Source organism: Chlorobaculum thiosulfatiphilum (genome assembly GCF_006265165.1).
Taxonomy (GTDB): Bacteria; Bacteroidota; Chlorobiia; order Chlorobiales; family Chlorobiaceae; genus Chlorobaculum; species Chlorobaculum thiosulfatiphilum.
Map to the genome: position 1 here is coordinate 1 of NZ_VDCH01000064.1, position 499 is coordinate 499.

The following is a 499-nucleotide window of genomic DNA, read 5'->3' on the forward strand; positions in this document are numbered from 1 at the left end:
GGGCATCTCTAAAAAGAGCGATTTGAAATATTCTTCTGACCAGCGACATCGAAACAAGGCGATATTGCCCTGCAAACCACGAGCACATGGGCATCATTGCACCGAAAAACAGCCATTCAGGCACGACCGGGCGTAGTTATCCCCGGAGAAACACGTTGTAAACCTTTTTGTTGAGTTGCACGCAACGCATCAGATTGTAGGTCAGGTTGCTCAGGCCGATCTTGGCAACGGCTCGCACATACCCGATCGTTCTGACATACATCGCGTTCATCGAGTTGGTCATGAATCCAAACACATGCTCGACTCGCGCACGGCTCTTTGATTTCTTGCGATTCGAGGCTTTCTGCTCTTCGGTCAGCGGCTTGCCTTTGGTGCCCTTTTCGTGAACCTGATTGGTCATTTCGCACTCCTCGATGATGGCTTCCTGACCGACATAGGCGCTGTCCGCGTAGAGCGGCTGGCCCGCATCTGCTTTTTCAATCAACGTTTCCAGCTCCTG

General features: G+C 51.9%; 1 protein-coding gene. It reads right to left on the reverse strand.

Going from position 1 to position 499, the window contains the following annotated elements:
• Positions 1-136: 136 nt before the first annotated feature.
• Positions 137-499 (reverse strand): transposase (locus FGF66_RS12380; protein ID WP_139457953.1); only part of this gene is annotated, 363 nt, incomplete at its 5' end.